Source organism: Bradyrhizobium sp. BEA-2-5 (genome assembly GCF_032918025.1).
GTDB lineage: Bacteria > Pseudomonadota > Alphaproteobacteria > Rhizobiales > Xanthobacteraceae > Bradyrhizobium > Bradyrhizobium pachyrhizi.
The window spans coordinates 5,613,845-5,636,683 of record NZ_CP136629.1 but is presented as its reverse complement, the minus strand read 5'-3'; the positions used below and the strand labels follow the sequence as shown (position 1 = coordinate 5,636,683).

Sequence of the window (22,839 nt, the reverse complement as noted above, 5' to 3'; positions counted from 1 at the left end):
CCGGCGCCGCGATACAAATCGCGAATGACGGACACCGTTCTCAATCCACCCGTCGCTGCCGCGGACATCGATGCCGCCGCAAGGGTGGTCGCGCCGTTCGCGGTGCGCACGCCGCTCCTGACCTTCCCCGTTCTCAACGAACGCGTCGGCAGCCAGATTTTCCTGAAGCCGGAGATGCTCCAGCGCACCGGCTCGTTCAAGTTCCGCGGCGCCTTCAACAAGGTGTTCTCGATCCCGCAGGACAAGCGCGCCGGCGGCGTGGTTGCGTTCTCCTCGGGCAACCATGCCCAGGGCGTGGCAGCCGCGGCAAAGATCCTCGACATGCAGGCCACCATCGTGATGCCGGCGGACGCGCCGCTGTCGAAGCGCGAGCGCACCAGATCCTACGGCGCCGAGGTCGTGCTGTACGATCGCGACAAGGACGACCGCGAGGCGATCTCGCGCGGCATCGCCGAGAAGCGCGGCGCGACGCTGGTGAAGCCCTATGACGATCCCTTCGTGATCGCGGGGCAGGGCACCGCCGGCCGCGAGATCGCCGAGGACATGGCCGCGCTCGGACTGACGCCCGACATCGTGGTCGCGCCCGCTTCGGGTGGCGGATTGATCGCGGGTGTTGCGACCGCGGTGAAGGCGAAATATCCGCAAGCCCAGGTGATCGTCGCCGAGCCCGCGGGCTATGACGATCACGCCCTGTCGCTCAAGGTCGGGCATCGCCAGGCGCATCCGGTCGCGGCGCGCACCATCTGCGATGCGCTGATGGCCTTGATGCCCGGCGAGATGACCTTTGCGATCAACAGCAAGCTGCTCGCGCGCGGCGTCACAGCATCGGACAAGGAAGTCGGCGCGGCCGTCGCGTTCGCCTATCGCGAGCTCAAGCTCGTGGTGGAGCCCGGCGGCGCCGTCGGCCTCGCCGCGCTGCTCGCGGGGCGTCTCGACGTCGCTGGGAAGAACGTCGTCATCGTGCTCTCGGGCGGGAACGTCGACGCGGACCTGTTCGCGAAACTCGTCGCCTGACATCGGGTTAGGCGCAGATGCTGCCGCGGTACATGAGCTGGCTCGCGTTGCGCGTGCGGTTCATGGGACATGAATGCTTCGCGCGCCGGTCGTCATGCGCGGGCCTGCCGCCTCCGCTCAAGCTTCGGCGCGCCTTCGCAGCAAAGCCTTGGCGAAGCCGGGACCCGCGCATCCATCTCGAAGGAAGCTTTTTGATCGATGGATTGCCGGGTCAGGCGGCAATGACAGGATATGAATAGGCCGGCGCTTACGAGAAGAACGCGATCTTCTCGGCCTGGGTCATGCGGCGGATCGGCGCGAGCGGGTCGTTGGCCGGCGCGCGCGGCTTCTGCAGGATGCCGCTGGCGAGGATGGTCGAACCGAGTGAGATCTCTGCTGCGGGAGCAGGGGCAGGCTCAACGGCGGGCGGGAGAGGCGGCGGCATCACCAGAGTTTCGGCAATCGGCGCCACAGCCACTGGCGGCGGCTCGATCTTGACCTCGAGTTTCGGTGCGGGCGCCAGTGCAGGCTCCGGCTGAATGGCCGGCGCGGCTACTTCGGGTTCGGCCGCCATCGCCTCGGCGACTCGCATCTCCTCGGCGGCGCGCATTTCCTCGGCGATCGCCTCCTCGTCGATCGGATCGGCCGCGCCCATCTCCATCGCGATCAGGTCGAGTACCGCTTCGTCGTGGGCGTCGGCCGCCGCTTCGTCGGTGACGCGGGCGAGTTCCGCGGCTTCGGCTTCGGCCAGCGCGGCTTCAGCCTTGAGCCATGCTTCGCTCGGCTGCGGCATGACGGCCGTAGCGGCCTCAGCGGCGGGAATCGCGGCTTCGACGTTCGACGCCGCAGCGGCCTCCTGAGGCGGCGCTGGCGGCGTAGCGGCCATATCGGGGGCTGCACTTTCGGCCATCGGTGGCGGCGCGGAGGCCGCCGCCGGCGGCTCCGCAACCGGCGCCTCGGCCACAGCAGGCTCGGCCGCAGGCGTCGCCATCTTGTCCGGATCGAACTCGCTGAGGCGGCGGGCCAGCGCAGCGAAGGCGGCATCCAGCACGGCCTTGGCATCGTCCATCGAGACCTCGGCAGCACCGGCCTCGATCGCGCTGACCTGGGAATCGATGATGTCGCAGATCCGGCCGTCATTGCCGATCTCGCGCAGCCGCCAGGAGATCTCCCTGATCACCCGCACGCCCTTGCGCACCGGCGCGAGGTTCTGCTCGAAGCTGACGCCGTCGAGCGCGGCGATGGCGGAGGCCTGGGTGGCCTCGATTGCGCCGCGCAGGGCGGCCAGCGCCTGCGCCAGCTGTTCGTCCCTGATCGCCGCTGCGGCGGCTTGCCGCTGTGCGCTGAGGCTTTCCTCGATCCGCGCCACGGCATCGAGCACCATGCTTGTGTCGGCATTGCGGTTGCGCTTGGCGTATTCGCCGAGGAACCAGCGGCCGCGCGCGGTCTCCATGAAGGCTTCGCGGATCGCGTCGTAATCCTGCTCGTTCGGCTCGGCCGCGCGGGCAGACATGGGCGAGAGGGCGAATGCTTCGTTGGCCATGACAATCTCGTCGCGCAAATCACCGCGCGTTACTGTAACGATCACCACGATATCGACCGAATCGCAATTGGTTTGATGGCGCCCGACTCACAAATCCCCATCGCAGCAAAGGTTGCATCGCGGCGATTCGCGCGCAGCCTGGCGGCATTCTATGCCACGCTGTTCGGCATGACCGGGGTTCACTTGCCATTCTTCACGGTGTGGCTGAAGGCGGTCGGCATCGACGCCACCTGGATCGGCATCATCACCGCGGTGCCGCCGGTGACGCGCTTCACCGTGCTGCCGCTTGTCACCGCGGCGGCGGAGCGGCGTCAGATGCTACGCGGGGCGATCATCGCCACCGGATTCGCCACGGCGTTCGGCTTTGCCGTGATCGGCACCCAGCACCAGCCGTTCGTGCTGCTCGCGATCTATGCGCTGACCTGCTGCGTCTGGACCCCAATGGTGCCGCTGACCGATGCCTATGCGCTGCGCGGCGTCAGGCAATTCGGCCTCAGCTACGGACCGCTGCGGCTCTGGGGCTCGGCCGCCTTCGCGGTCTGCGCGCTGCTGAGCGGCTTCCTGCTCCGCTATGTCGCGGAGGTCGACCTGATCCGGATCATCACGGCCGTGACGGTGCTCGGCGCGCTGGTCGGGCTGACGCTGCGGCCGCTGGGCCGCCCGGTGGCAGCCGCCACACCTGCAGCCGGCGCGCCAAAACTGCTGCGCAATCCTACCTTCCTTGCCATCATCGTCTCCTCGGCGCTGATCCAGGGCAGCCACGGCGCCTATTACATCTTCGCATCGATTGCCTGGCAGCAGGCCGGCTTCAGTGGCCTGACGATCGCTTGTCTCTGGGTGCTCGGCGTGATCGCCGAGATCGTGCTGTTTGCGGCCTCGCCGCGTTTCACGCTGCCGTCGGCTGTGCTGGTGATGATCGCGGCGTCCAGTGCTGCGGCGCGCTGGGCGATCACCGCGCAGGACCCGCCGCTTGCGGTGCTTGCAGTTGTGCAACTCGGACACGGGCTGAGCTTCGGCCTGACCCAGGTCGGCATCATGGGCCTGATGGTGCATCACGTGCCGGTTCACGTGATGGCGCGCGCGCAGGGCTATCTCACCGCCTGCGGCGGCATTGTCGCGAGCACCACGGCGATCGTCAGCGGCATGGTCTATGCGCGCTTCGGGCTCGGCGTCTACGACATGATGGCCGCAATGGCGGCCACGGGCGGGCTCGTGATGTGGCTGGCGCGTAGGCGCCTCACCGATTAGCCCCAGAGCGCGGCATCCGGCGGATAAACCAGACTGCCGTCGTAACGCAGGCCGTGGTCACGGTCGCGCGCCAGCAGCAGCGGTCCGTCGAGATCGACGAAGCGCGCCTGCGGGGTGATCAGCATCGCCGGCGCCATCGACAGCGAGGTCGCGACCATGCAGCCGATCATGATCTCGAAGCCGAGCGCCTGTGCGGCATCGGCCATGGCAAGCGCCTCGGTGAGGCCGCCGGTCTTGTCGAGCTTGATGTTCACGGCATCGTAGCGTTCGCGCAAAGGCGCGAGCGAGGAGCGGTCATGCACGCTCTCGTCGGCGCAGACCGCGAGCGGCCGCCTGATCCGCGCCAGCGCCTCGTCCTTGCCTGCCGGCAGCGGCTGTTCGATCAGGGTGACGCCGGCATCAGCGCAGGCCGCGAGATTGGCGGCGAGGTTGTCCTCGGTCCAGGCCTCGTTGGCGTCGACGATCAGCTCGGATTCGGGGGCGGCCTTGCGCACCGCTGCGATCCGCTCCGGATCGCCGTCGCCGCCGAGCTTGATCTTGAGCAGCTGACGATGCGCAGCCTTCGCGGTGGCCTCCGCCATCGCCTCGGGCGTCCCGAGCGAGATCGTATAGGCGGTGGTGCGCGGCTCCGGTGCCGGCCGGCCGAGCAGGTTCCAGATCCGCCTGCCGGCGCGTTTGGCCTCAAGGTCCGCCAGCGCGCAATCCAGCGCATTGCGGGCGGCGCCGGCGGGCATCCGGGCCTGCAAGGCGATGCGGTCCATCCCGCCGGCGAGCGGCGCCTGCATCGCCTGGATCGCCTGCAGCGTCGCCTCGGGCGTTTCGGCATAGCGCGGGTAGGGTACGCATTCGCCGCAGCCGGTGAGGCCGCCCTGGCTTACCTCGGCGACCACGACGACGGCCTCGGTCTTGGTGCCGCGGCTGATCGTGAAGGTCCCCGCGATCGGCCAGCGCTCGATCCGGCTGCTCAGGGAAATCGCTCCGGGAGGGGTGGAAGTCATTTTAAAGTCTACTATTTCCTGAACCGTAGCTTGCGACGCGCAACCAACTATGGCTGTTTAGCGACAGATTCGACAAGCCGATCCGGCAGCGCCGGAGATCAGCGTTAGCGGCAGCCAGCCGGCTTGAGGGGTGGGTTAGAGGTGAGCGGCGACCCGACACTGGAGCGGATAGCCCAAGGCGAAGGACTAGCGTTGTGCGCGACGGGCAACTGGACGGCCCGCTTTGCTCCTGCGCTCGAGCGGATCGTCTCCGACGCGGAGAAGCTGCGCGGCAGCCGGCCGCACATCTTCATCGACGTCTCCGAGGTCGCCAAGCTCGACACCTTCGGCGCCTGGCTGATCGAGCGGCTGCGCCGCAGCCTGACCCAGGGCGCTGTCGAGGCGCAGATCGCGGGCCTCTCCGCCAATTATTCCAGCCTCGTGGACGAGGTGCGCCGGGTCGGCCCCGCGCCCAGGGTCGTCAGCGACCCGCTGTCGATATCGGGCATGCTCGAGCAGATCGGGCGCACCGTGGCCGGGATCGGCGGCACCATCATCGGCCTCGTCGACATGCTCGGCGCGGTGCTGGTGGCCGCCGGCAAGGTGCTGATCCATCCGCGCAGCTTCCGCCTGACCTCGACCGTGCACCACATGGAGCAGGTCTGCTGGCGCGCGGTGCCGATCATCGTGCTGATCACCTTCCTGATCGGCTGCATCATCGCGCAACAAGGCATCTTCCATTTCCGCCGCTTCGGCGCCGACATCTTCGTCGTCGACATGCTGGGCGTCCTGGTGCTGCGCGAGATCGGCGTGCTGCTGGTCGCGATCATGGTCGCGGGCCGCTCCGGCAGCGCCTACACCGCCGAGCTCGGTTCGATGAAGATGCGCGAGGAGATCGACGCGCTGCGCACCATGGGCTTCGATCCGATCGAGGTCCTGGTGCTGCCGCGCATGCTGGCGCTGGTGCTGGCGCTGCCGATCCTTGCTTTCCTCGGTGCGATGGCCGCGCTCTATGGCGGCGGTCTGGTTGCCTGGCTCTATGGCGGCGTCGAGCCCGAGGCCTTCCTGCTGCGCCTGCGCGACGCCATCTCGATCGATCATTTCATCGTCGGCATGGTGAAGGCGCCCGTCATGGCCGCGGTGATCGGCATCGTCGCCTGCGTCGAAGGGCTCGCCGTGCAGGGCAGCGCGGAATCGCTCGGTCAGCACACCACCGCATCGGTGGTGAAGGGCATCTTCTTCGTCATCGTCATGGACGGCGTGTTCGCCATCTTCTTCGCCTCGATCGGGATGTGATCATGGCGGAAGAGGACAACGACGCCATCATCCGGGTCCGCGACATCACGGTTCAATTCGGCAACACGCGGGTGCTCGACGGCCTCAACCTCGACGTCAGGCGCGGCGAGATCCTCGGCTTCGTCGGGCCCTCGGGCGCCGGCAAGTCGGTGTTGACGCGCACGATCATCGGCCTGGTGCCGAAAATTGCCGGCTCGATCGAGGTGTTCGGCGTCGACCTCGATTCCTCCAGCACGTCGCAGCGGCGCAACGTCGAGCGGCGCTGGGGCATCCTGTTCCAGCAGGGCGCGCTGTTCTCCTCGCTGACCGTGCGCCAGAACATCCAGTTTCCGATGCGCGAATATCTGCGCGTCTCGCAGCGGCTGATGGACGAGATCACGGTGGCGAAACTGGTGATGGTCGGGCTGAAGCCGGAAGTCGCCGATCGTTATCCGTCGGAATTGTCGGGCGGAATGATCAAGCGCGTGGCGCTGGCACGCGCATTGTCGCTCGATCCGGACCTCGTCTTCCTGGACGAGCCGACCTCGGGTCTCGACCCGATCGGCGCCGGCGATTTCGACGAGCTGGTCAGGACCCTCCAGCGCACTTTGGGGCTGACGGTTTTCATGGTAACCCACGATCTCGACAGCCTTTACACCGCATGTGACCGCATCGCCGTTTTAGGGAACGGTAAGATCATTGCGGCAGGGTCGATCGCCGACATGCAGGCCTCGCAACATCCCTGGCTGAGGCAGTATTTTCATGGCAAGCGCGCCCGTGCCGTTGTGGCCTAGCCTATGATCCCGAAACCTGGAGCCGATTTTCGGACGAGATCATGCGCCAACAGGAATTCGACGGGCTCGAACGCAGCTGGCTGCGCGAGGGCCCAAGAGTGATCAACGCGAGTAATTGATGGAAACGCGGGCGAATTACGTATTGATCGGCTCGTTCACGCTGGCGGTGATCGCCGCGGCGATCGGCTTCGTGCTGTGGTTCCAGTCTCTGCACACCACCAAGCAGCGCAGCCCCCTGCGCGTCGTGTTCGAAGGGCCTGCAGCGGGCCTGCGCAACGGCGGCAGCGTCAACTTCAACGGTATCAGGGTGGGCGAGGTGGTCTCGGTGAAGCTGGACAACCCGCGGCGGGTTGTCGCACTCGCCATGATCGAGAACAACGCACCGATCCGCAAGGACACCCTGGTCGGCCTCGAATTCCAGGGCCTCACCGGGGTCGCCGCAATCTCGCTCAAGGGCGGCGACGAGGCCGCGGCCCCGCCGCCGCTCGACCAGGACGGCATCCCGACGCTCACCGCCGATCCCAACAAGCTGCAGGACGTCACCGAGGCGATCCGCGGCACGCTGCAGAACATCAACAAGATCGTCGCCGACAATCAGGAGTCGGTGAAGAACTCGCTCAAGAACCTCGAGACCTTCACCAACTCGCTGGCGCGCAATTCCGAGAAGATCGACGCCGTGATGGCCAAGGTCGACGGCGTCATGCTCAAGGCCGACAGTCTCATGCTCGGCCTCAATGCGATCGCGGGCGGCAACAATGGCAGCGAGCTGAACCTGATGGTGAAATCGATCCGCGAGCTCGCCGACGATTTCGACAAGCGCTCCAATCTCCTGATCAACGACGGCCGCAGGACGCTGTCCGACATCAGCCGCGCCGTGAACAATTTCGACCGCAACCCGACCCGCGTGCTGTTCGGCGCCAGCAACAACGCCGCACCCGAGCCCGCGCCGGCACCAGCGGCACCCGGGCCGCGGCGGCGGCAATAAAGGGCGAATGGCGAGTGACGAATAGGGCGTCGCCCCAAAATAAAACGGAGGCCTTCGGCCTCCGTTTCCATTTGCTATTCGCTACTCGCTTACTTCGCCTGCTTACCCCAGCCGGCCCGCCGCGTGCGCGAGCAGCGTGTACACCAGCCCCGTCTCCGAGGTCAGGTGGCCGCGCAGCTCCTGCGGGCCGCGGCCGTCGCGGGCGACTTCGTCGAGCAAGCGCTCGAACTCGGCGACGTAGCGGTCGACCGTGCCCTTGAAGTTGCGGTCGGCGCGGTACTTGCGGGCGACCTCGTCGAACGCCTTCTGGCCGGCGGGCGTGTAGAGGCGCTTGGTGAAGGCCTTGTTCTCGCCGCGCTGGTAGCGGTCCCACATCTCGGCGGCGAGGTTGCGGTCCATCAGCCGGCCGATGTCGAGCGACAGCGATTCCAGCGGATTGCCGGGCTGCTGCTGCGGACGCGGGCGCTGCTGGGCGTCGCGGCTCTGCGGGGCAGGCGGCGGTGCGTCGCTGCGGTTGAGCAGGTCGGACAGCCAGCCGTCGCCGTTGTTGTCGGAGCCTGCCGGGCTGACCGACGGGGCCTCGGTGCGGCGCGAGCTCGTCATGCCGAGGTCCGGCGGCGGCAGCGTCGAGGCGCTGTTGCCGTTGTCCCGCATGCGCACATCGCCGCGGCCGCCGGCGGCAGCCACCACCGGCTCCTCGTGGCGAACGCTGGCGCGGTTGGTCGAGACCACGTCGAGGCCGCGGCCATGCTGGGCCACGATGCGGTTGAGCTCGGCGAGGGCCTCGATCTGGTCGACGATCACCTTGCGCATCTGCGCGGTGCTCTCGGCAGCCTCCTGCGGCATCTCGAGCACGCCGCGGCGCAGCTCGTTGCGGGTGGCTTCGAGCTCGTTGTGCATCTCGAAGGCCATCTGCTTCATCGCCGTGACCATCGCGGAGAACTTCTCCGTCGATTCCCTGAACATCGCATCGGTCTCGGCGTTGCTCTGCTGGTAGAGGTCGTTCATGGCGTCGACGGTCTGCTGACGCTCGTTCTCGGCCGCCAGGCGCACCGCCTCGAACTGGCGGGTGATCGCGGCCGAGCCTGCGCCGGCGGTCTCGGCGACGACGCGGGCGATGTCGCGGGCGCGCTCTTCGGCGGCCGCAAGGGATTCATCGAGCAGTCCGGTGAAGCGCGACAGCCGCTGGTCGAGATCGGCGGTGCGCAGGTCGATGGTGGTGACGAGCGATTCCAGCGCCTGCTTGCGCTCGCTGACGGAGGCCGTCGTCGAGCGGTTGGCCTGCTCGACCACGGCAGCCGCCTCGACCAGCGCCTGGCCGTGCTTGTCGAACTGGATCGACAGCTCGCCGAGATCCTGGAGCGCCTTCGTGGTCTTGCTGTTGAAGACGTTGAGCTGCTCTTCCAGGTTCTGCGTCGCATCGCCGTTGCGCGAGGTGACGTCGTTCATCGCCGAGACGAAGTCGGCGACGCGCGTCACCAGCGCCCGCTCGAGCGAGTTGAGGTTGTCGTGCGCACCGGTCAGCACCTCCTGGAGCAGGATGTTGCCTTCGCGCAGACGCTCGAACAGGGCCACCGTGTCGGTGCGCAGGATCTTGCTGGTCTCCTGCATCTCGGTGACGGCCGCGATCGAGACCTGGCGCGACTGGTCGATCGCGGAACGCGAGGCCTGCTCGAGGTCCTTGAGCGACTTCGCCACCGCGCCGGTCGCCTGATCGCCGGCCGAGGTGATGTTGCGCGCGACATCGCTGCCATGGGCCGCCATCGACTGCGAGAAGGCGAGGCCGCGGGTTTCGATCGCCTTCAGCGCATCCGCGGTGGCGCGATCCATGTCGCTCGACAGCTGCGTGGTCTTGGCGGTCAGCGCCTCGACCAGCGAGCCGCGGCGGCCGTCGATCATGTTCGACAGGCGGTCGGCCTGCTGCTGCACATAGGTGACGATCTCGTCGGTCTTGCCGGTCATCGCGGAGCCGAAGGCGCTGGAGGCCGACAGCACCGAACGTTCGATGTCGGCGGAGGTCGTCTTGACCTTGGTCGAGACCTCGTTGGACATGGTGATCAGCGCAGCCTGCGCGTTCTGCGCCGAGGTCTGGATATTGTCGGTGGTCTTGACCGTGACCGCTCCCAGCGCGCGCTCGATATCGGTCGAGAGCGTGCGGATCTGGGCGGCGGCATCGGCGGAGGTCGCCGCAAACGAGCTCTGGGCCTCGCGGGCGCTGCCCAGGATGGTCTGCGCAGTCTCCGCGCTGGCCGTGGTCAGCGAGCGCTCGATCTCGGCGGAGATCTCGCGGATCTGGCTTGCGGCCTCGCTGGAGGTTGCCACGAACGAGCTCTGGGCATCGCGGGCGCTGCCGAGGATCGCCTGCGCGGTGTTGGTGCCGACCGAGGTCAGGGTGCGCTCGACATCGACGGCCAGCGACTTGACGTGGTCGGCTGCTTCCGTCGACGCGGTGACGAGGGTGTTCTGCGCCTCGCGGGCGCCGGCTGTCAGCACCTCGACGGTACCGGAGCCGGCCATCGACAGCGCACGCTGGATGTCGGCGGCAAGCGCCGACACCTTGGTTGCAGCCTCGGTCGACGCGTTGACCAGGGTGCTCTGGGCCTCACGCGCACCTGATGTAATCGATTCCGCGGTGGCCGAGCCGGCCATCGACAGCGAACGCTCCATATCGGCCGCCAGCGAGCGGACCAGATCGGTGGCCTCGGTGGATGCGCCGGCCAGCGTGCTCTGGGCCTCGCGGGCGGAGGCGACGACGGCTTCCGCGGTGGCGGAGCCCGCCATCGACAGCGAGCGCTCGATGTCGGCCGACAGTGTCCGGACCAGATTGGTGGCGTCGGTCGACGCGCCGGCCAGCGTGCTCTGGGCCTCGCGGGCCGAGGCGACGACGGCTTCCGCGGTGGCGGAGCCCGCCATCGACAGCGAGCGCTCGATGTCCGCCGACAGTGTCCGGACCAGATTGGTGGCGTCGGTCGACGCGCCGGCCAGCGTGCTCTGGGCCTCGCGAGCGGAGGCGACGATGGATTCCGCGGTGGCGGTGCCGGCGGTCGAGAGCGAGTGCTGCACGTCGGCCGCGAGCGTGCGGACCAGGGTGGCGGCTTCGGTGGATGCACCGGCAAGCGTGCTCTGGGCCTCGCGAGCGGAGGCGACGACGGCTTCCGCGGTCGCGGTGCCGGCCATCGTGAGCGAGCGCTCGACGTCGCTGGCGAGCGACTTGACCTGGCCGGTGACGTCGGTCGACGTCGAGATCAGCGTGGTCTGGGCCTCGCGGGCACCGGTCATGATCGCCTCGGCGGCGGCTGAGCCGGCCATCGACAGCGACTGCTCGACATCGGTGGCCAGCGACTTGACCTGGCTTGCGGCCTCGACCGAGGCGCTGACCAGCGTGGTCTGCGCGTCGCGGGCGCCGGACAGCACGGAGGCTGCGGTGGCGCTGCCGGCCGCCTGCAGCGTGCGCTCGACATCCTCGGACAGCGCCTTGATCTGCGAGGCGACGTCGCCGGAGGCCGAGACCAGCGACACCTGGGCGTCGCGGGCACTGGTGAGGATCGAGTTGGCGGCGCTGGTGCCGACGGCGGTCAGCACGCTCTCGACCTCGGCCGAGCTCAGCTTGAGCTGGTTGCCGACGTCCGCGGACACCGTCAGCAGCGACTGCTGAGCGGTGCGCGCGCCGGTCTGGATCGTCTCGCTGGTGTTGACGACGAGGTTGGTGAGCGAGCGCTCGGCGTCCTCGACATGCGAGCGGATCGCGGTCGAGATCATCTCGGCGCGGGACATCATGTCCTCGCTGGCCTGGCGTCCGCTGCTCTCGATGCGGCCGGCGACGGCCTCGACGCGCGAGCCGAGCAGGTCCTCGAACTGCGCCACGCGCACGTCGATGTCGCTGGCGATGACGCCGACGCGGCTCTCGATGCCCTGCTGGATGTCGGCGAAGCGTGCCGAGATGGTGTCGGTCAGGTTCGCGCTGTGACCATTGATGGTGTCGGCGAGACGGGTGCTGTGGCCGTTGAGGGTGTCGACCAGGCGGATGCTGTGACCGTCGATGGTCTCGGTGACGCCGTTGATGCGATGGTCGACCGCGGCGATCGCCTGCACGGTGCCTTCGGTCAGGGTGGTGGTGAGCAGGCCAAGCCGCGAGTTCGATCGACTGGATCGCCTGGGAGGCGCCGTCGGTCAGCTGGCTCGCGAGCGTGCCGAGATGGCCGTCGATGGTCTCGGTGACCGACTTGGCGCGGCTCTCGAACGTGACTTCGAGGGACTTCATGCGGCCGTCGATCGCGTCATCGAGCGATTGCAGACGGCCGTCGAACGAACCGATCTTGCTGGCGAGCGAACTATCGAACGACGACAGCTTGCCGTTCAGCGAGGCGTCGAGATTGCTGACGCGTTCGCCGACCGTGGTCTCGAACTGCACGAGGCGCTGGTCGAGCGAGGCGGTGATCTCGCCGCTGTTGGTGGTGACGCGATGGTCGAAGGTGTCGACATAGGTCTTCAGCGTCTCGGCGATGTCCTGCGTGCGCTGGCCCATGCGCTCGACGATCTCGCCGCCGAAGGTCTTCACGGTGCGATCGAACTCGGAGATGTGGCGCGTGATCAGCGCGCCCAGCGTGCCGGAGTCGCGGGCGAACTTCTCGACCAGCTCGGTGCCCTGGTTCCTCACCAGCTCGTCGAAGGCGCTCATCTGCAGCGACAGCGAGTCGTGCGCGGTCTCGGTCTGGCTGACGACCTTGGCGACCAGGGTGTTGACGGTGGCGTCGAGCGCCTCGCTCGCCTTGTCGCCGCTCGTCATGATGTGGTTGGCGAGCCGGTTGCCGGCGTCGTCGATCTTGGCCGAGAGGTCGTTGGAGCGCAGCTCGAGCTCGAGCAGCAGCGAGTCCGACGAATTCTTCAGGGAATCGTGCACCTGCTCGGTACGCTCGGAGATGCCGTCGACGATCGCGGCGGAGCGCTGCTCGAATTCGCCGGTGATGCGGTCGATGCGCTCGTTCAGCATCTCGTGGACGCGGTCGGCGAGGTCGACGAACTCGTCGTGGACGTGGCCGGTCTTGAAGTTGAGGCTGGTGGTCAGCCGCTCGCTGGCGTCGAGCACCGCGCGCGTGGTCTCGTTGCTGGCTTCCTCGAGACGGTCGAGCAGGTCGCCGCCGCGCTCGCCGAGCGCCAGGATCATGTTGTCGCCGGCATTGCTCAGCGCCTGGGTGATGTGGGCCCCGCGCTCTTCGAGCGCGCCGGTGATCGACTTCGCAACCTCGTCGACGCGGGAGGCGATCGCATCCGAGATCAGCGCGATGTCGTGGCGCAGATCGATCTGCACGCCGGAGATGGCGCTGCGGACCTGCTCGGCCTGGCCGACCAGATTGTCGCGCTGATGCGCGATGTCCTGGAGCAGGGCGCGGATGCGCACCTCGTTGTCGCTATAGGCGCGCTCCAACGCGGCGACCTCGTTGGCGACCAGCGTCTCGAGCTCGCCGGCGCGCGCAATCGCGCGCTCGATGCCGTCGCCCATCGCCGCGACCTCGCGGCGGATGGCCTGGCCGACGGTGACCATGGAATCGGAGGCCGAGCCTTCGGGCTCGGAGAAGCGGATCGCGACCTGCGCCATCGCCTGCGCGATCATCTGCATGCGCTGACCATGCGAGGCGAGGCTGGCGAGATAGTAGAACAGCAGGATCGGCACGGCGAACAGCGCGGCAAGGCCGGCGAGCACCAGGACGCCGGTGCCCTGGGCCATCGAGGCCTGCAGGGCTGGCCAGAACGCGATGGTGAGGATGACGCCGCCCAGCAGCCATGCGCCGGAGCAGACAAAGAACAGCGTGAAGGCGTTGCGCGCGCGTTCTCCCTGCAGCGTCTGCAGCATCTGGCCGATGGTTTCGCGATCATCATTGGCGGCGCGGCGCGGCGCGCGCGGTTCCTCGATCGGCTCGAACGCCGAACGATCGGAATTACTCGGACGGGACTCGAACGATGTGGCCGAAAAATCGGCAGCGGGCGGCAGGTTCGGCGGCGCGGCGCCTTCGTTGAGGGGGCTGCGATTCTCCGCGCCCTGTTCACTGATGTTCAGGGCTTCCTGGATCGCAGAAAGCGCAACTTCTGTGGGGTCTTTGACCTTTTTCGGAGTGTTCGCCATGTTCAGTCCGAGCCCTCTCACTATTTTACGCGTCGGCGAGCCTGCGATCGTCCCCACGCAAGCTCGAAGCCGGTGCCCACAAGCGGAGCGCAAGCCGGCCCCCTCGGCGGCTTGTCCGCTACATCCGCAAACATCCTATTGGCAGAGCGTCGCGAATGAAATGCCTGCGATTAAGACAATCTTAATCATCGTTAACAGCTTTGCGCCATAAGGCCTTATGGGCACTCGAAATTCCCGCTGTAGAGCGTCGATTGTGTCCGGAAATTGTCCAGAATCGGGCGGTTTTGCCGATCATCCCAACAACAATCCGTTAACCAGTTTCGTGATTGGCTGGGGCAACGATCCGCCGGCGAGGGCCCGGCGGAGACGACAGGGACAGGCCATGCCGCTTCACCTCGAACGGGTCGAATGGACGCAATCGCCGCCGCTGGCGCCCGGCGCCGGGCCGATCGACGTCGATCATCTTCAGCGCATGACGCTGGGCGATCCGGGCCTCGAGCGGGAAGTGCTGGCCATGTTCTCGACCCAGTCGGCCCGGATCCTCGGTGAACTGGCCGCCTTGCCGCCCGAGGCGGCGACCCATGCCCACACCCTGAAAGGATCGGCGCGGGCGATCGGCGCGTTCGGCGTCGCCGAGGCTGCTGCCCAGCTGGAGACCGCGCTGACCGGCGGTTCCGATGCAGCCCAGCCGCTTGCCGCGCTCGGCGCCGCGATCGCCGAGGCGCGCACCGCGATCGAACTGATCCTGGGCCGCTCCTAGGCATCCGGCGTCTCGGCGGCCCGCCGCGAGGGCTTGGGCGGCTTCCCAACCGGCGGGCAGGTTTTCGGTCTCCGCGCTAGCGCTGTGCGGATCGACCCGTTATACGACTGCCCGGGACCTTTCCATCCATCGTCCGGCGCATTCCGGCAGCACGAGCAATCATGGCCAAAATCCACTTTATCGACCATTCCGGCGAGAAACGCACAGTTGAAATCGAGAACGGCGCAACCGTGATGGAAGCCGCGATCCGCAACAGCATTCCCGGTATCGAAGCCGAATGTGGCGGCGCCTGCGCCTGCGCTACCTGCCATGTCTATGTCGACGAAGCCTGGCGCGAGAAGGTCGGCAGCCCGACGCCGATGGAAGAGGACATGCTCGACTTCGGCTTCGACGTGCGCCCGAATTCGCGCCTGTCTTGCCAGATCAAGGTTTCCGACGACCTCGACGGTCTCGTGGTGGCGACGCCGGAACGTCAGGCCTGATCTCTTATTCGCCGTCCGGATTCACTCCGCGACGGACCCAGCGGCGGAAGTTCTGCTTGACCTCCGCCGGCAGCGGCGTCGGCCTGCGGGTGACCTCATCGATCATCACCGTGACCGCCTTCGCCGACGCCACGCATCTGCCTTCCGAAAACACCACCTGGTCGAAGGTGGTCGATGTGCGTCCAAACTTGACGAGACCGAGCCCGAGCTCGATCTGACCCGGCCAGTGCAGCTCGGCGCGAAAGTGCATGTCGAGCCGCACCATGATCCAGGCGAGGCCTGCCGGCATCAGCCCCATGCTGAGGTCCTTCACCAGCGTGACGCGGCCGGTTTCAAAATAGCTCGCATAGACGGCGTTGTTGACGTGCCCGTTGGGGTCGAGATCGGCAAAGCGCACATTGTCGGACAGGCGATAGGGAAAGTCTTCCAGGCGCGGCGCATCGTCAGCACGAACAGGGGCATTCACGAGGGGGATCTCCGTCGGTTTCCCCGCCCATACAGCCGAGTTGCGCAGGCTCGGCAAGGGGTTGCCGCGCCAGCCGCTGTCCCTATTATGCATGTCCCGATCCGGCCATACTTGGCTGGGCAGGCGAGAGCCGTCCAGTCGATTTCAACTGAAAAGAAACGGACATGAGCGACGTGATCAAAACCGATGTGCTGATTATTGGCGCCGGCCCTTGCGGTCTGTTCGCCGCCTTCGAGCTCGGCCTTCTCGACATGAAGACGCATTTTGTCGACATCCTCGACAAGGTCGGCGGCCAGTGTGCCGAGCTCTATCCGGAAAAGCCGATCTACGACATTCCCGGCATTCCGCATGTCTCCGGGCAGGGACTCACCGACGCGCTGATGGAGCAGATCAAGCCGTTTCACCCCACCTTCCATCTCGGCGAGATGATCGAGACCGTGGAGAAGATCGGCGATCCCCTGTTCCGGGTGAAGACCGATGCCGGCAAGGTGTTCGAATGCAAGGTGGTGGTGATCGCGGCCGGCGGCGGCTCGTTCCAGCCCAAGCGTCCGCCGGTGCCGGGCATCGAGGCCTATGAAGGCACTTCAGTCCATTACGCCGTGCGCAAGATGGAGACGTTCCGCGACAAGAACGTGCTGATCGTCGGCGGCGGCGATTCAGCGCTCGACTGGACGCTCAACCTGCATCCCTTGGCCAAGCGCATCACGCTGTTGCACCGACGCGACGAATTTCGCGCCGCGCCCCATAGCGTCGAGCAGATGCGCGCGCTGGTTGCCGGCGGCAAGATGGATCTGCGGCTCGGCCAGGTCACGGGGCTCGAAGGCGCCAACGGCCAGCTCTCGGGTGCCGCGCTCAAGGGCAACGACAATGCGGTCTCGACGATCGCCTGCGATACCATGCTGCCGTTCTTCGGGCTGACGATGAAGCTCGGCCCGGTCGCGAACTGGGGCATTGCGCTGGAGAACAATCTGGTGCCGGTCGAGACCTCCGCGTTCGAGACCAACGTATCAGGCATCTTCGCCATCGGCGACATCAACACCTATCCGGGCAAGCTCAAGTTGATCCTGTGCGGTTTCCACGAGGGCGCGCTGATGTCGCAAAAAGCCCATCGTTACGTCTATCCGGAGAAGCGGCTCGTGTTCCAGTACACGACTTCGTCCTCCAGCCTGCAAAAGAAGCTCGGTGTGAACTGATTCCACTCGAGCAGCGACCAATGCCGGAGGCATGGGCCATTTCCTGCGCGGCGCGGGTACTGGAACACTCCGTCAAATGGCCGTAGTCTTCTGCTTGTACTCGAGTTGGTCGATTGATCAGGTGATGATGATGCGGAACACGCTATCCAGACTTCGGCTGATCCTCGCGATCGCCACGGCCTTTGCGCTAGCTGCTCCGCTTGCGGCCTCGGCGGCCGACCCGTCGGCTGCCGGCCTGTGGCAAAAGGTCGAAGACGGCAAGCCCGAGGGCTGGTTCCTGGTGATCGAGCGCAATGGTCTGTTCGAAGGCATGATCGCAAAGATGTTCTCGTCGCCCGGAGATCCGCCCAATCCGGTCTGCTCGAAATGCACCGACGATCGCAAGGACATGCCGTGGCTCGGCATTCCCCTCATCCGCGACATGAAGCGCAACGGGCTCGCCTATGAAGGCGGCAACGTGCTCGATCCGCGCAACGGCAAGGTCTACAAGGCCAAGATGACGTTGAGCGCCGATGGTCAGACGCTGACGATGCGCGGCTTTCTCGGCATCTCGCTGTTCGGCAAGGATGAGGTCTGGACCCGGCTGCCTGACACCGCGGTGGCCCAGCTCGATCCCGCGATCGTCGCCAAATATCTGCCGGCGCAAGCCGCGGTGGCGAAGCCGGCGGCGCCAGTGCCCGCGACGAAGCGGCACTAACACTTCTCTCCGGCTAACGCTCCGATCTGCGCACGCTCATGCTCCGCTCTTGCGTGGCAGCGTAAGCGTTCAGCGCTGTCCCGTCGGTGCAATCGGCATCGGCAGTGGCGCGACCGGCTCGGTAATCACCTCGGGCACAGCGGTGTTCAGCTGCAGCACGGTGGCGGCCGCGGGGACCGCGGCATCCGCCATCGCGGCGTGGCCTTCGGCGCTCGGATGCACGGCGCCGCCGTAGACGGCGGAGAGCACGCCCCAGGTCGCGTCGTGAATGTCGGTCGGCTGGCTCGCGGCCGGCAAGCCCTGCGGATAGGTCATCGCTGCGAAATAGCTGTCATTGGCGTCGCGGATCCAGCGCGCGCGGGGCAGGTAGGCGCGATATTCGCCGGCGCTGCGGCCGCATTTGAGCGGCTGGTTGGCGGCGGCGACGATGTCCGACACGAAGCTGTCGCCATTGGCTGCAAAGCAGTCGCGGTCGAATTCCGGATCGGTCGAGGCGCGTGCGCAGAAGCCATGGCTCGCAAACGCGTCCTGATGCGCGTCGACGAAGGTCATGCGGTCGGCCTGCGGATTGCGGCAGATGATGCCGGACTGGCACTGCGCGATCGCCTTGAGCTGCGGCAGGAACTCGTTCTGCACGAAGCTCGAGACCGACGCGAGGCGGCTGGGATCGGCGTTGAAGGACGGATGGATGTCGAAGCCGGCGCGGCCGCCGCGGCAGGGAACGCCGCCGTCGGCGAGCGCAGGATTGGCGTAGGAGACATAGACGACGCGCGAGAGGTCGCCGCCGACGAGCGGCTTCAGCGCCTCGCGCAGCTTGGCAAAATCGGCCGGCAGGTCGCGCGCCAGCGCCGAACGGGCATCGTCGACGCTGGCCATTGAGCCGCCGCGGCGGAATAGCGTCCGCTCGGTCGAGGTGTCGACGATGACGTCGGCGACGAGGCCGGAGAAGTAGACGTCGTTGGCGCCGACCGAAAGCAGCACGAGATCGAGCGTCCGATCGGGCTGGCGGCGCTTGGCGGCGGCGAGTGCCGTGCGCAGCTCCGCGATCTGGCCGTTGACGGTGCCCGAGCAGGTGTTGGCTGTCTTCGTCGGCAGGCATTCCCGCGCCTGCTGCGAGCCGAGCAGGCCGTCGGCGATGGTGGCGCCGGTGCACGCCAGCGGCAGATAGGTCACCGCGATGTGCGGATATTGCACGGCGAGCGCGAGCGCGGTGCGGGTCTGATAGCTGTACAGCGACCGGTGACAGGCCGAGTTGAGCCAGAGCGCGCTCTGGCGCTGCCAGTTGGTCAGGGTGTCCGGCGCTTCGCAGGCGCGGCCGCCTTTGTAGCCGGCGCGGCTCGGCCGGTAATATTGCGCCCCGCCGAGATAGGAGCGGAAGCAAAATCCTTCGTCCGAGAGTGCCAGCGGCCGGTCCGGATTGCCCTCGCCGGAGGCGATGCTGTCCCCGAGGCCGGCGATCAGCAAGTCGCGCACCTCGATCTGAGTCGTCACGCGCTGGTTGGCCTCCGAGCCGCTTGCGACATCGACGGTCGCGACCGTCTGCCTGCCGTAGCGGACGCGCAGATTGATCGGCTCGGCGCAGTCGAAGGTCGATTGTTGCGGCCCGTCGCCGTCGTCGAACGACCAGGCGCAGGTGGCGCCGACCGGAACCGGCCCGGTGAGCCGTACGACGATCGGATGATCGATCGGCGTCAGATAGCTTTCCTTGACGTTGTCGCGGGTACAGGGCTGGTTGACCCGGCCCTGGAGGTCGATGCAGAGCCGGTTGACCATGTTGCGGGCCCAGCCGCGGCCCTCGCTCTGCAGCTCCAGCGATTGTTCCGAGGCCAGCACGCTGCGGCCAAGCCCGCTTTCGACATGCAGGCGGAAGTCGCGTTCCTCGCGGAACAGGCGAAAGCGGTTGCGGACCTCCCAGGAGATCTGCAGCTGGTTGTCCTGCGCGTCCGCGGCCGATGCGAATACCGCGGCCAGCGCGCTGCCGAGCAGCACGCTGCAGACCGTCACCCGAAACGAAAATCGAACCAAAAAGCCAATCATGGCGCGGTTTGACGCGAGCGGTACGGCGAAAATAAGAGAAGCGGCCGCGAGGATCGAAAATCCGGGATCGAGGGGCCCGCACAGGGGCCGATAACGTTGTCCGTTACCGTTTCAGCTGCCTGACCCGCTGCTGCCGGCTTTCGATCGGTTGCCGCACGGTCGCCGAAGCCGTGCAGGCTTGGCTTAGTCGTTTCCGCTCTTGCCAAGGCTGCACCACGTTGAGCCAGAGCTCGCGCGTGCCCATGATGGAGATGGCGAGGCCGAACGGGATCACGAAATAGAGGATGCGGAACACCAGCAGCGTCGCCAGAAGCTCCTCGCGGCCGAATTGAGGCAGCGCCACCAGCATGGCGGCATCGAACACGCCGATCGAGCCGGGCGCATGGCTGGCAAAGCCGATCAGGGTCGCCAGGATGAACACGACGGCGAGCGACATGAAGTCGATCGGCGGATTGGCCGGCATCAGCAGGTACATGGCCATGGCGCAGAAGCCGAGATCGACCACACCGATCAGGATCTGCACCAGCGTCAGCGGGGCCGAGGGCAGCACCACTTTCCAACCCTTCTGGCCGAGCTCGCGCCGCTTCTCGCCCATGCACAGCCAGATGAGATAGGCCCCGATCGAGGCAAGGCCGCCGAGCGCGATCAGCCGGTTGATCGCCGGCGGCAGCAGGTCCATCGCCGACGCTGCCGCCGGGTGCCAGGCCATGCCGAAGCCGAGCACGAACAAATTGCCGAGCCAGAAGGTCAGGCCCGACAGGAAGCAGATTTTCGCGACGTCGATCGCGTTCAGCCCGTAATCCGAATAGATCCGGAAACGGATCGCGCCACCGGTGAATACCGTCGCGCCGATGTTGTGGCCGATCGAATAGGACGTGAAGCTGGAGAGCGCCGCGATGCGATAGGGCACGTTCTTCTTGCCGATCGTTCGCAATGCAAAAAAGTCGTAGAAGGTCAGCGTGCAGAACGCCCCGACCACACAGAGCGCCGCCAGCGCGATCCGGTGCGGCGCGATGTTGGTGAGCGCGGTGAGAATGATGCCGGTATCGACGCCCTTCAGGGTGTGAACAAGCGACGTGATCGCGAACGCGATGATCAACACACTCGCGGCGATCCCGAGCCGTTTCCAGCCGATCTTTTCCTTGAAACCACGCCCAAGCGTGGTCAGCAGCCGAAGCATTCATCCTCCCGGCGGGGCGGCAAATTTCAGTGGGACCCGGTCACGGACGGCGACGGGTGACGGGCAAACGCACCGTACGCGATGACCCATAAGGCAAAACCGATGCGTTGTGCAGCCCTTGACAAGCCAAGCTTCGGCCCTCGTCCAGCGTCATTGTCATATTGCCTACATATGTTCTCGCTCTGCGGAATGTGAGTCGCACGACCGCGACGGGGCCGCTACGTGTTCCGCCGTTCCAAGCGGTTTCGTCGGCTTTTTTGCCGATTTTGCGGCGGTCCCGGCCTCGATGCGGGTTAGTTGGCGCGGGGCGAATAGACGATATGCATCAGCATGGGGACGCCTGAGCCCGCTGTGACGTTTACCAAAGTGTGAAGTCGACGCGCGGATGCACATGATCCGCCCTGCGCTCGGGCCGGGTCAGGCGCGCGAAGGCGGTCCGTAGGTCTATTGAGGCAAAACGCCGCGCAAGCGCGCCGCCGTCGGACAGATCGGCCAGGCACGCGATTTCACACTTCGATCCGTGCCGAAGTGTTACGGCGAAACGAAGGCCTATGTCTCGCATTGGTTGCCGAGAGCAAGGACGAGACCATGCAACAGACATCCCTGAACGTCCGGCACATGCCGGACCGCCGCGCAACGTCGCATCAGCAAACGAGCGGGCTCGCGGCGACGTTGACGCTCGCCGCGATGAGTCTCGGCTATGGCGTCGTGCAGCTCGACGTCACCATCGTCAACACGGCGCTCAATGCGATCGGCGCCTCGCTCGGCGGCGGCGTTGCCGAACTGCAATGGGTGGTCAGCGCCTACACGATTGCCTTTGCGGCCTTCATCCTGACCGCGGGCGCGCTCGGCGACCGGATCGGCGCCAAGCGCATCTTCATGGCCGGGTTTGCGATCTTCACCGCGGCATCGGTTGGCTGCGCAGTCGCGCCTGATGCGGCGACGCTGATAGCCGCCCGCTGCGTGCAGGGGCTGGCCGCGGCCATCCTGGTGCCGAACTCGCTGGCGCTGCTCCGCCATGCCTATGAAGACGAGAAGGCGCGGGGACGCGCGGTCGGGGTCTGGGCCGCGGGCGCGAGCCTTGCGCTCACCGCCGGTCCGTTCGTCGGCGGCGGACTGATCGCGCTGGTCGGCTGGCGCGCGATCTTTATGGTCAACCTGCCGATCGGCCTGGCCGGCCTGTGGCTCGCCTGGCGCTTTGCCAGCGAAACCACGCGTCATCAGCAACACCGGCTCGATCTGCCGGGGCAGCTCGCTGCGATCGCCGCGCTCGGCACGCTGGCCGGCGGGCTGATCGAAGGCGGCGCGCTCGGCTGGAGCAGCCCGTTTGTGGTCGCAGGCTTCGTTCTCGCCGCCGTCTTCTCCGTGCTGTTCGTCTGGCGTGAGGCGCGCGCGCCGCAGCCGATGCTGCCGCTCTCGCTGTTCCGCCACCGGATGTTTGCCCTGACCTCGCTGGTCGGCCTCCTGGTCAATGTCGCGTTCTACGGCCTGATCTTCGTGCTCAGCCTCTACTTCCAGCAGGTCAACGGGCTGTCGGCGTTCGCCACCGGCCTGGCGTTCGTGCCGATGCTCGGCGCCGTGCTGCCCGCCAACCTGATCGCGCCGCGTGTCGCGGAGCGGATCGGCGCGCCGGAGACAATCGCGCTCGGCGCCGCGCTCTCGGCCGCCGGATGTCTGGCGCTGCTGTTCATCGGCCCCGGCACGAGCTATCTCGCGATCTGCCTGCAATTGCTGGCCATGAGCGGCGGCCTCGGCCTGCTGGTGCCGCCCCTGACATCGGCGTTGCTCGGCAGTGCCGAGCCGCAGCATGCCGGCATCGCGGCCGGAGTGTTGAACGCGACCCGGCAGACCGGCAGCGTGCTTGGTGTCGCGCTGTTCGGCTCGATGGTCAGCCGGTCCGCGGCCTTCATCGCCGGCCTGCATGCGGCCCTCGTCATCTCCGCCGGCGCGTTGCTTGCGGCCGCTGCGCTGATCTGGATCGGCGCTTGGTCACGGACTCGGCGTTGAGACGAACCGCAGCGAGGGATCTCCGCTCGCCCTGACCCGATCGCTTGCATTCAAGGCTTCTTCACCATGGGTGGAACCTTG

17 protein-coding genes are annotated in these 22,839 nt (G+C 66.8%); 11 read left to right on the top strand and 6 right to left on the bottom strand.

Features of this window, described 5'->3' with window-relative positions; translation table 11 throughout:
* Nucleotides 1-24: 24 nt before the first annotated feature.
* Nucleotides 25-1,014: a threonine/serine dehydratase gene (locus tag RX327_RS26670; RefSeq protein ID WP_317247606.1), complete on the top strand. Its 990-nt coding sequence runs from the start codon at nucleotides 25-27 to the stop codon at nucleotides 1,012-1,014.
* Nucleotides 1,015-1,261: 247 nt separating this feature from the next.
* On the opposite strand, the gene RX327_RS26665 is transcribed toward RX327_RS26670, so the two are convergent.
* Nucleotides 1,262-2,536 carry a hypothetical protein gene (locus tag RX327_RS26665; protein ID WP_317247605.1) on the bottom strand — a complete coding sequence of 425 codons (1,275 nt, stop codon included), beginning with the start codon at nucleotides 2,534-2,536 and terminating at the stop codon, nucleotides 1,262-1,264.
* A gap of 75 nt (nucleotides 2,537-2,611) precedes the next feature.
* Between RX327_RS26665 and RX327_RS26660 the strand changes: the two genes are divergently transcribed.
* Nucleotides 2,612-3,784 carry an MFS transporter gene (locus tag RX327_RS26660; RefSeq protein WP_317247604.1) on the top strand — a complete coding sequence of 391 codons (1,173 nt, stop codon included), beginning with the start codon at nucleotides 2,612-2,614 and terminating at the stop codon, nucleotides 3,782-3,784.
* Here RX327_RS26660 and dgcA read toward each other — a convergent pair.
* Complete coding sequence (gene dgcA, locus RX327_RS26655) at nucleotides 3,781-4,782, bottom strand: N-acetyl-D-Glu racemase DgcA (RefSeq protein ID WP_317247603.1); 1,002 nt, start codon at nucleotides 4,780-4,782, stop codon at nucleotides 3,781-3,783. The genes RX327_RS26660 and dgcA overlap by 4 nt on opposite strands.
* Nucleotides 4,783-4,923: 141 nt before the next feature.
* On the opposite strand from dgcA, the gene RX327_RS26650 reads away from it, so the two are divergent.
* The 3 genes from RX327_RS26650 to RX327_RS26640 all read left to right on the top strand — a co-directional run bounded on the left by RX327_RS26650 (nucleotide 4,924) and on the right by RX327_RS26640 (nucleotide 7,815).
* The gene (locus RX327_RS26650) at nucleotides 4,924-6,057 is read left to right on the top strand and encodes an ABC transporter permease (protein WP_317247602.1); all 1,134 of its coding nucleotides are present in this window, start codon (nucleotides 4,924-4,926) and stop codon (nucleotides 6,055-6,057) included.
* A gap of 2 nt (nucleotides 6,058-6,059) precedes the next feature.
* On the top strand, nucleotides 6,060-6,830 hold the full coding sequence (locus RX327_RS26645; protein ID WP_317247601.1) for an ABC transporter ATP-binding protein: 771 nt from the start codon (nucleotides 6,060-6,062) through the stop codon (nucleotides 6,828-6,830).
* A 118-nt stretch (nucleotides 6,831-6,948) separates the two neighbouring features.
* Nucleotides 6,949-7,815, top strand: a complete 867-nt coding sequence (locus RX327_RS26640) for an MlaD family protein (protein WP_317247600.1) — start codon at nucleotides 6,949-6,951, stop codon at nucleotides 7,813-7,815.
* 102 nt (nucleotides 7,816-7,917) lie between these two features.
* Here RX327_RS26640 and RX327_RS26635 read toward each other — a convergent pair whose 3' ends face one another.
* Nucleotides 7,918-11,907 (bottom strand): hypothetical protein, encoded by a 3,990-nt coding sequence (locus RX327_RS26635; protein WP_410712085.1) that lies wholly within the window; start codon nucleotides 11,905-11,907, stop codon nucleotides 7,918-7,920.
* On the opposite strand from RX327_RS26635, the gene RX327_RS39310 reads away from it, so the two are divergent.
* The 3 genes from RX327_RS39310 (at nucleotide 11,855) to RX327_RS26625 (ending at nucleotide 15,178) form a co-directional block, all read left to right on the top strand.
* Nucleotides 11,855-14,095: a hypothetical protein gene (locus tag RX327_RS39310; RefSeq protein ID WP_410712084.1), complete on the top strand. Its 2,241-nt coding sequence runs from the start codon at nucleotides 11,855-11,857 to the stop codon at nucleotides 14,093-14,095. The two genes, RX327_RS26635 and RX327_RS39310, sit on opposite strands and share 53 nt — an antisense overlap.
* Before the next feature lie 223 nt (nucleotides 14,096-14,318).
* Nucleotides 14,319-14,696, top strand: a complete 378-nt coding sequence (locus RX327_RS26630; RefSeq protein ID WP_028338273.1) for an Hpt domain-containing protein — start codon at nucleotides 14,319-14,321, stop codon at nucleotides 14,694-14,696.
* 161 nt (nucleotides 14,697-14,857) lie between these two features.
* A complete protein-coding gene (locus RX327_RS26625) occupies nucleotides 14,858-15,178 on the top strand; it encodes a 2Fe-2S iron-sulfur cluster-binding protein (RefSeq protein WP_317247599.1) in 321 nt (106 codons plus the stop codon).
* A 4-nt stretch (nucleotides 15,179-15,182) separates the two neighbouring features.
* Here the strand turns inward: RX327_RS26625 and RX327_RS26620 are convergent, their stop codons facing one another.
* Nucleotides 15,183-15,644 carry a thioesterase family protein gene (locus tag RX327_RS26620; protein WP_317247598.1) on the bottom strand — a complete coding sequence of 154 codons (462 nt, stop codon included), beginning with the start codon at nucleotides 15,642-15,644 and terminating at the stop codon, nucleotides 15,183-15,185.
* Between the two features lie 164 nt (nucleotides 15,645-15,808).
* Between RX327_RS26620 and RX327_RS26615 the strand changes: the two genes are divergently transcribed.
* Both RX327_RS26615 and RX327_RS26610 read left to right on the top strand, forming a co-directional pair.
* The gene (locus tag RX327_RS26615; RefSeq protein ID WP_317247597.1) at nucleotides 15,809-16,837 is read left to right on the top strand and encodes an NAD(P)/FAD-dependent oxidoreductase; all 1,029 of its coding nucleotides are present in this window, start codon (nucleotides 15,809-15,811) and stop codon (nucleotides 16,835-16,837) included.
* A 130-nt stretch (nucleotides 16,838-16,967) separates the two neighbouring features.
* Nucleotides 16,968-17,534, top strand: a complete 567-nt coding sequence (locus RX327_RS26610) for a DUF2147 domain-containing protein (protein WP_026193022.1) — start codon at nucleotides 16,968-16,970, stop codon at nucleotides 17,532-17,534.
* Between the two features lie 69 nt (nucleotides 17,535-17,603).
* Here the strand turns inward: RX327_RS26610 and RX327_RS26605 are convergent, their stop codons facing one another.
* On the bottom strand, nucleotides 17,604-19,571 hold the full coding sequence (locus RX327_RS26605) for a hypothetical protein (protein WP_410712083.1): 1,968 nt from the start codon (nucleotides 19,569-19,571) through the stop codon (nucleotides 17,604-17,606).
* A 103-nt stretch (nucleotides 19,572-19,674) separates the two neighbouring features.
* Nucleotides 19,675-20,751: a YbhN family protein gene (locus RX327_RS26600; protein ID WP_317247596.1), complete on the bottom strand. Its 1,077-nt coding sequence runs from the start codon at nucleotides 20,749-20,751 to the stop codon at nucleotides 19,675-19,677.
* Between the two features lie 618 nt (nucleotides 20,752-21,369).
* Here RX327_RS26600 and RX327_RS26595 point away from each other — a divergent pair.
* The gene (locus RX327_RS26595; RefSeq protein ID WP_050386501.1) at nucleotides 21,370-22,758 is read left to right on the top strand and encodes an MFS transporter; all 1,389 of its coding nucleotides are present in this window, start codon (nucleotides 21,370-21,372) and stop codon (nucleotides 22,756-22,758) included.
* The last annotated feature ends 81 nt before the right edge of the window (nucleotides 22,759-22,839 follow it).